Raw genomic sequence first — 7,890 nt, forward strand, 5'->3', positions numbered from 1 at the left:
TCTTTGCACTGGTCAGCGAGAAGGCGTTCTTCCTCATCCTCGGACTCTCGTCGCTGGCAGTCTGCGCGATGTACCTGCTGCAGACCGTCGCCGTGATGATCGCCAGCCGTCGCGGAACCATCCCGACGCCCGAGCCGGGGACATTCGACCTCGGCAGGGCGCGCGTCCCGGTGGCCGTCCTCGCCTTCATCTGCTTCTTCCTGGTGTGCGCCGCACTGATCTTCCTGCCGCAGTTCGCCAACAACGGCTACGTGTTCCTCGGCCTGCTAGTGCTCGCCACGCTCTGGGCCTTCACCGGACTGCGCAAGCGGCTCGCCACCGGCGAGGCCGGACCGGACTACGCCAAGACCCACGCCTCCTGAAAATCCCTAGCTACCAAAGGAATCGACATCATGACCGTCACACAGTCCCTCTCGAGCAACCTGGTCGCCGTCGAGCCCGGTGCCATCCGCGAGGACACCCCCCGGGGATCGGTGATCCAGTACAGCGACTACGAACTCGACACCTCCACCCCCTTCGCGGGCGGAGTGGCCTGGATCGAAGGCGAATACATCCCCGCCGAAGACGCCAAGATCTCCATCTTCGACACCGGGTTCGGACACTCCGACGTCACCTACACCGTCGCCCACGTCTGGCACGGCAACATCTTTCGCCTCGACGATCACATCGACCGCCTCCTCGACGGCGCCCGCAAACTGCGCCTCGACGCAGGCATGAGCCCGGGCGAACTCGCCGAGATCACCAAGAAGTGCGTTTCGATGTCGCAACTGCGCGAATCCTTCGTCAACCTGAGCGTGACGCGCGGCTACGGAAAGAAGAAGGGTGAGAAGGACCTCTCCAAACTCACCCACCAGGTGTACATCTATGCCATCCCCTACCTGTGGGCGTTCCCTCCCGCTGAGCAGATCTACGGCACCACCGCCATCGTGCCGCGCCACGTCCGCCGCGCCGGCCGCAACACCGTCGACCCGACCATCAAGAACTACCAGTGGGGCGACCTCACCGCCGCCAGCTTCGAGGCCAAGGACCGCGGCGCCCGCACCGCGATCCTCATGGACTCCGACAACTGCGTCGCCGAAGGACCCGGCTTCAACGTCGTCATCGTCAAGGACGGCAAGCTCGCCTCACCCTCACGCAACGCACTGCCCGGCATCACCCGCAAGACCGTGTACGAACTCGCCAACCAGATGGGCATCGAAGCCACCCTGCGCGACGTCACCAGCCACGAACTCTACGACGCCGACGAACTGATGGCCGTCACCACCGCAGGCGGCGTCACCCCCATCAACACCCTCGACGGGGACAAGATCGGCGACGGCACACCCGGCCCCATCACCGTCGCCATCCGAGACCGCTTCTGGGCGTTGATGGACGAACCAAGCCCACTGATCGAAGCCATCAACTACTGACCGTCAGCTCCCTTGCTCGCAAGAGGCCGTCACGGATGTGCGGTCGGCCGTAGGATCAGGCCACCGTTGCGGGCAAGGGAGGTCGTGCATGGGTGGTCAATGGGGCCAGGATTCGTATCGCCCCGGCCGAGCCCGCCCCTGGTGGGTGTTCGTCACCGTGATGGTCGTGGTGGTCTTCGCGGTCGCCACCGGCGTCGTGAGCACCGCGCTCGGGGGCACTGACTCGCCCTCAGGCGGTTCCGCATCTTCGCCTACTTCGAGGCAACCGAGGCCGACGCCGATTGCCGCCGATCTGCTGCTGAGCGCCGAGGACGTCGGCGCGGTGATGAAGACGTCGATGGTCGACGAAGGCTTGGCAGCTGACCTACCCGCCACGGGGGTCACGGTCTACCCGACCGAATGCACGGGGGCCTTCGACCCGTTCGACGATTTCACGATGGCGCAGGTCAGTCCGAGGTACACCACCATGGCCGACCAGAACGTCGTCGAACAAACCCGCCAGAACAAGCACCTGGCGCAGGCCGCGAGCATCTTTCCCTCGGCCGCCGATGCTCAGCACTTCTTCGCCCGGCAGACCCACGACTGGAATGCCTGCGCGGGACGCAAGCTCACGGCGTTCTTCCCCCGCGCCGACAAGACCCAACACCACACCCTCGGCGTCCCCCGGGTGGACGGCGACCTGATCACCCTGACCTTCGGCGACGATCAGCGGCAATGTCAACGCGCCCTGGGAGTGAAGGCCGACGTCATCGTCGACGTGCGAGCCTGCGGGCCAACGATCGACGCCGAGGGCGCGACCGTCGCCACCGACATCCTCGCCAAGATCCGTTAGCCAGCCAGTCGCCGGACGACGGCGGACGGCGGACGACCACGGTGATCCCGTGCATCACGGGCGGTTTGGGCATCTCTCAATACTGTATTGATGGCTATCACAGAAAGCAGAGGTCACTGTGTCTCACAGCGACCATCAAGGCTCTAAAAGCTTCAATAAGTCATTCACCGCGACGAAACGGCCCGGCAACAGACCGCGCTTAGCGTCGGGTCGTCACAACGTCGGTGACTCACCTTGATCAGCCCCGGTGGGCGTGGCCCACCCTCGAGGTCACCAGGAACAACACATGGCATCACTCATCGAACAGCGCACCATCGGTGCACGGTCAGGCGTCGCCGCCCAGGCGCACGGTGTTGCCGAACGGCTGGCGGAATCGGGAGTCAAGTACGCGGCGATCAGCTTCGTCGACATGCACGGCAAGCCGAAGGCGAAGATGGTGCCCCTGAACCATCTCGGCCAGGCCGCGACGGGTTCGGAGATGTTCACCGGCGCCGCGCTGGACGGGGTGCCGCAGGACGTCAACGACGACGAAGTGGCCCCGCACCCCGACCTGGCCGCGGCCATCATCACGCCTTTCAACCGGGAAGTCGCCTGGTTCCCCGGGGACCTCTGGATCGGCGACACCCCGTTCGAGGCGTGCAGTCGGCAGATCCTCAAACGGGTCACCGCTGACGCCGCCTCGCTGGGCTACACGTTCAACCTGGGCATCGAAACGGAGTTCTTCCTACTCACCGACGACCGCGTCGGCACGCCGTCGCCCGCCAGCCTCGACGACGACCTCGACAAGCCCTGCTACGACCTGCGTGGTCTCTTGCACAACTATCCGGTGGTCGACGAGATCGTCTCGGCGATGAACGAATTGGGTTGGGACGTCTACTCGTTCGACCACGAGGACGGCAACGGACAGTTCGAGACCGACTTCACCTACACCGACGCGGTGTCGATGTCCGACCGCTTCGTGTTCTTCCGGATGATGGTCGGCGAGATCGCCCGCAAGCACGGACTGTTCGCCTCCTGGATGCCCAAACCGTTCGCCGACCGCACCGGAAGCGGTGCGCACTACAACATGTCACTGGCCGGCGACGACGGCGCCAACCTCTTCGAGGCGAGCGACGACCCGCGCGAATGCGGACTCTCCACCCTGGGGTATCAGTTCATCGCCGGTGTGCTGCGCCACGCCCAGGCGATCTGCGCGGTGATCGCGCCCACCGTGAACAGCTACAAGCGACTCGTCAAGCAGGGCAGCATGTCCGGGCTCACCTGGGCGCCGATCTTCGCGTGCTACGGCGACAACAACCGGACGAACATGCTGCGGATCCCGCGCGGTGGTGGACGCGTCGAGTGCCGCGCCGCCGACAGCGCAAACAACCCCTACCTCGGTGCCGCGTTGATGCTGGCGGCGGGCCTTGAGGGGATCCGCGAGGGTCTGGACCCAGGGAAGCCCAACCGCGACAACCTCTACCGGCTGTCCGACACCGACCTCGTCGACCGCGGGATCGGTTGGTTGCCAAGGTCCTTGGATGCGGCCATCGACGCGTTGGAGCGTGACCCGTTGGCCCGGTCGGTGTTCGGCGAGGTGATGTTCGACTCGTTCGTCTCGGAGAAGCGGCTGGAATGGGATTCCTACACCGCTCACGTGTCGGCCTGGGAAACCGACCGCTACCTGAGGTTCTTCTGATGGTGACGGGGGATCCCGTGGCCGTCGCGGTGGGGGTGACATCGCGGTGAGCCACCACTGGGCGGAACTGTCCACCGTCGCGCTCGCTCAGCGCTTCGCCGCCGACCCCGACACGGTCGTCCTGATTCCCGTCGGCGCCACCGAACAGCACGGCCCGCACCTCCCGGTCGGGACCGACACCATCGTCGCCACCGAACTCGCCGATGCGGCGGCCGGTGGGTCGGCGTTGGTCCTGCCGGCAGTGGCGTTCGGCGCCAGCCACTTTCACGGTACGGAGTTGGCGGGCACCATCGCCCAATCGGGAGAGGACACCGCCGCCGCGGCCTTCCACGTCGCCGAATCCTGCGTCGCCTCCGGTGCTAGGCGGGTGCTGTTCGTCAACGGCCACGTCGGCAACGCCGCACCCCTGTGGATCGCCTGCGACAACTTCCGCCGCCGATTCCCCGACCGAGGAGTGGGCGTCATGCAGTGGTGGGACCTGACCCCCGAGATCGCCCGCCGCGCCACCGCAGACGCGGTCGACTGGCACGCCAACGCCGCCGAGACCTCACTGATGTTGGTGCTGCGGCCCGAACTCGTCGACGTGGAACAGATGCGCGACGCCGACGATCCCGACCGCACCGCGGGCGTGGTCTTTCGCTATCCGGTGCAACACGTCTCCACCAACGGGGTCACCGGATACCCTTCGCGGGCAACGAAGGAGTTCGGGCTAGTTCTGTGGAACGACGTGGTCGCCGCGGCCCGCGAGACGGTGGCACGGGCGCACGACGAGGTACCGCCATTGACGTAGTGCCGATCGACTCACGCCGTAGCATTCCTGGCGTGCCGTCTCAGGAACCACGTGCTCAGGTGCGCGCCGTCGCACAGTCCCGCGGTGAGGCTGATGAGGCGCCGACCGATTCCCCGCGGGCACGCATCATCAACGCGGCGACCAAGCTGTTCTCCGAAAAGGGCTACGCCCAGACCACCATGAGCGACATCGCCCGCGCCTGCGGCCTGCAGCAGTCCTCGCTGTATTACTGGTTCCGCAATAAGGAAGGACTGCTACAGGAGACGCTGCTGGTCAACCGGGCACCGCTTCAGTTCATCGCCGAGGTGGGCGCCGGCTCGGGCTCGCCTGCGGTGAAGTTGTACCGGCTGTTGCGATTCGACACCCTGCAGCTCGCGTTGTCACCGATCGACTTCAACGAGATCCAGCGGATCGCGCACGATCAGCGCGCCGAGTTCGAGCAGTTCTGGACCGACTACGAGCGGCTCAAGCAGTGGGTTGCCGACCTCATCGCCGCCGCGATGAGCGAGGGCAAGTTCATCGACTGCGACAAGGACGAGACGGCGGGGCTGCTCCTGAACTTCGACGAGGGCGCCCAGAAGCGAACCCGACTGCACGCCGATGAGGGTGACCGCGTGGACGAGGCCATCCGGGTCGCCGAGCAGGTCGCTGTCATCGCCGTCCGGGGCCTGTTGAAACGACCCAGTGACATCTCCCGCGTCAGCGCTCAGGCGGCCCAGTTCGGTGACACGGCGCTCGCGCTGCGCGTCAGCCAACGCCAATCCGACTGAGCGCTCCGCAGATTCAGATCACGGCGAGGGCTGCGCTGGCAATGACGATCGTGACGACGAAGCCGATGACCGCCCACACGAACGGCCTGCCTTGTTTCTCCATGGCGACGATTGCACCGACCACTGCGACGAAGATACCCGCGACCAGAATCGCGATTGCCGGTCCGCCGCGCGGGATGATGCCGACCGCTTCCGGATGCACCGCCGCCACCGAGATCCACCTCACGCTCGCACCCGACACGTCCCCGTCGTCCCGAACCGAGCACCAGTCACCATGCGCCGAACTCTAGGCGACCAACCTGGACGTCCCTGGGTGTGCGCTTAGCCGAGTGAGACGAGATCCTCGACGGAGTCCAAGGGCAGCATTCCCTCGACCCATGCGTTGACATTCATGCTGGTGAGATTGATGCCCCCGCCGTGGTTGTCGAGGAACGCGGTGTCGGCGGCATCGCGGCCGGTCGCGATGCGCACCATCGTCTGCCGGGGTGCCAGGCACGTCGCGTCGACCACCCGCCACATTCCGTCGACGTAGGCCTCGGCGACGGCGTGGAAGTCCATCGGGTAGCAGCCCGGCGCGTAGATCGCGACGAGGCGGGCGGGCACGTTGACGGCACGCAAGAGCGCGATCACCAGATGCGCGTAGTCACGGCACACACCAGTGCCCGCGAGGACGGTGTCGGCCGCGCCGTCGATGGGATCACTGGAGCCGGGAACGTACTGCAACCGCGTGCCCACCCAGGACGACACCTTCTCCAACAGCGTGTCGGACTTGGCCAGGTTGCCGAATTCCGTTGCGGCGAACCCATAGAACTTGTCCGCCTCGGCGTAGCGACTGGGCCGTAGGTACGTGGAGAGGTCGATTTCGGTGACCGGCGCCGGCTCGGCCTGGCCGATGACCGTCGCCGAGTAGTTCGCCAGCACCGTGCCCTTGCCGGAGTCGAACTTGTGGATGCGGGTGCCGTGTTGACCGACCAGCTCGGTCGGCTCGATTGCGTTGCCGTTCAACGTGAATGACAACTCCTCGGTGACCTCGGCACCCGGTTGCGGTGCGACCGCAATCTGGAACTCGAGCGTCGTCGGGTCGAAGACCTCGACCTGCAGCTGAGCGCCGACCTCACGCCTCATGGGACCACCAAGACTTTCCGTGCTCGTATTCGGGAGAAGCGCGGCAAGCGCATCGTGTCGGCTGATCGTTACCCGGCGAGGACCCTGGCCAAACACGAATGGGGCACGTGTCGGCCAAGCTCACACCGACGTGACGCTCGCGGCCTGAATCGGCGGACGCCCGAGGAGGGCGGTGCCGAACAACACGCGAAGTTCTTCGACACGCTTCAGGGGATGATCGAGTCCACGTAACCACCATCGACACGCACGGCGGCGCCGGTGGTCGCGGACGCGAGCGGTGAGCTGAGATAGGTGACCATCGCCGCGATCTCGTCGGGTTCGATCAGGCGCTGAATCAGCGACTGCGGGCGGTGCTTTCGCATGAACTCGCGCTGCGCCTCATCCCACGGTAGTGACGCATCGACCAGTTGGTAGACGAAGTCCTCAACGCCCGCGGTGTGCGTCGGGCCGGCGATCACGGAGTTGACGGTGACGCCCGTTCCCGCCGCGTCCTTGGCGAATCCCCGCGACACCGCCAGCAACGCCGTCTTCGACGTCCCGTAATGGATCATCTCCTCGGGGATGACGATCGCGGAGTCGCTGGCGATCTGGATGACCCGGCCCCAGCCCCGTTCGGTCATCGCCGGCAGATACATCCGGATGAGGCGGACGGCGGACAGCACGTTCACGTCGAAGTAGCGGCGCCACTCGTCGTCGGTGATCTCCCGAGCCGGGACCGCGCCGAAGATACCGAGGTTGTTGATGAGCACGTCGACGTCCGGCAGTTCACTCACCAGCTCGGCGACCCCGTCGGCGGTGGTGACGTCGGCGGCGATGCCGACGACGTCACCCTCAAACGTGGCAGCGGCCTCCTCGACTCGGGCCGCGGTACGGCCGTTCACCACGACCCGGGCGCCACTGCCCGCCAGACCCTCGGCGATCGCCAGGCCGATGCCCTGGGTGGAGCCGGTGACGAGGGCGGTCTTACCGGTCAGGTCGATGTGCACGAAGCAGTATTACCCCCGCGGGGCGCGGGCTATCCCCGCACCGACTCGTTAGTCCGACTTGCTTTCACATGACATTCCCAGGAGAGTGTGGAACCGTTTTGCAGGGACCGTTCCGCCTGGGCAATGACGCGAGGCGGCGCCGGAAGATGTGAGAAACCCATCCCACGGCGCTACGGCTCCGAATGCTCGAGGGGCCAAACCTATGAACAGCGGCCCCCGTTGACGATGAGGAGATCTTTGTGCGCCGGTTGTTCATCACGGCTTTCATGGCGGTTCTGCTGCCCGTGTTCGTCGGTTTCG

Annotated in this window: 8 protein-coding genes and 1 pseudogene; 6 read left to right on the forward strand and 3 right to left on the reverse strand. The window is 65.8% G+C overall.

Features of this window, described 5'->3' with window-relative positions; translation table 11 throughout:
• From QOI01_RS02725 to QOI01_RS02750, 6 genes and pseudogenes are all read left to right on the forward strand, one after another.
• Nucleotides 1-362, forward strand: a pseudogene (locus QOI01_RS02725) (APC family permease); the annotation flags it as partial.
• A gap of 30 nt (nt 363-392) precedes the next feature.
• Nucleotides 393-1,409 carry an aminotransferase class IV gene (locus tag QOI01_RS02730; protein WP_526378358.1) on the forward strand — a complete coding sequence of 339 codons (1,017 nt, stop codon included), beginning with the start codon at nt 393-395 and terminating at the stop codon, nt 1,407-1,409.
• Between the two features lie 88 nt (nt 1,410-1,497).
• Nucleotides 1,498-2,241 carry a sensor domain-containing protein gene (locus tag QOI01_RS02735; RefSeq protein ID WP_526378360.1) on the forward strand — a complete coding sequence of 248 codons (744 nt, stop codon included), beginning with the start codon at nt 1,498-1,500 and terminating at the stop codon, nt 2,239-2,241.
• A gap of 286 nt (nt 2,242-2,527) precedes the next feature.
• Nucleotides 2,528-3,919: a type III glutamate--ammonia ligase gene (glnT, locus tag QOI01_RS02740; RefSeq protein ID WP_526378362.1), complete on the forward strand. Its 1,392-nt coding sequence runs from the start codon at nt 2,528-2,530 to the stop codon at nt 3,917-3,919.
• Nucleotides 3,920-3,965: 46 nt separating this feature from the next.
• Nucleotides 3,966-4,709: a creatininase family protein gene (locus tag QOI01_RS02745; protein WP_526378364.1), complete on the forward strand. Its 744-nt coding sequence runs from the start codon at nt 3,966-3,968 to the stop codon at nt 4,707-4,709.
• Nucleotides 4,710-4,741: 32 nt separating this feature from the next.
• On the forward strand, nt 4,742-5,479 hold the full coding sequence (locus tag QOI01_RS02750; protein ID WP_526378366.1) for a TetR/AcrR family transcriptional regulator: 738 nt from the start codon (nt 4,742-4,744) through the stop codon (nt 5,477-5,479).
• A gap of 13 nt (nt 5,480-5,492) precedes the next feature.
• Here QOI01_RS02750 and QOI01_RS02755 read toward each other — a convergent pair whose 3' ends face one another.
• The 3 genes from QOI01_RS02755 to QOI01_RS02765 all read right to left on the reverse strand — a co-directional run bounded on the left by QOI01_RS02755 (nt 5,493) and on the right by QOI01_RS02765 (nt 7,590).
• On the reverse strand, nt 5,493-5,720 hold the full coding sequence (locus QOI01_RS02755) for a hypothetical protein (protein ID WP_526378368.1): 228 nt from the start codon (nt 5,718-5,720) through the stop codon (nt 5,493-5,495).
• An 80-nt stretch (nt 5,721-5,800) separates the two neighbouring features.
• On the reverse strand, nt 5,801-6,604 hold the full coding sequence (locus QOI01_RS02760; protein ID WP_526378370.1) for a transglutaminase-like domain-containing protein: 804 nt from the start codon (nt 6,602-6,604) through the stop codon (nt 5,801-5,803).
• Between the two features lie 206 nt (nt 6,605-6,810).
• Nucleotides 6,811-7,590 carry an SDR family NAD(P)-dependent oxidoreductase gene (locus QOI01_RS02765; RefSeq protein WP_526378372.1) on the reverse strand — a complete coding sequence of 260 codons (780 nt, stop codon included), beginning with the start codon at nt 7,588-7,590 and terminating at the stop codon, nt 6,811-6,813.
• Between the last annotated feature and the right edge of the window lie 300 nt (nt 7,591-7,890).

Origin of the sequence: Mycobacterium sp. (assembly GCF_032162605.1) — a bacterium.
GTDB lineage: Bacteria > Actinomycetota > Actinomycetes > Mycobacteriales > Mycobacteriaceae > Mycobacterium.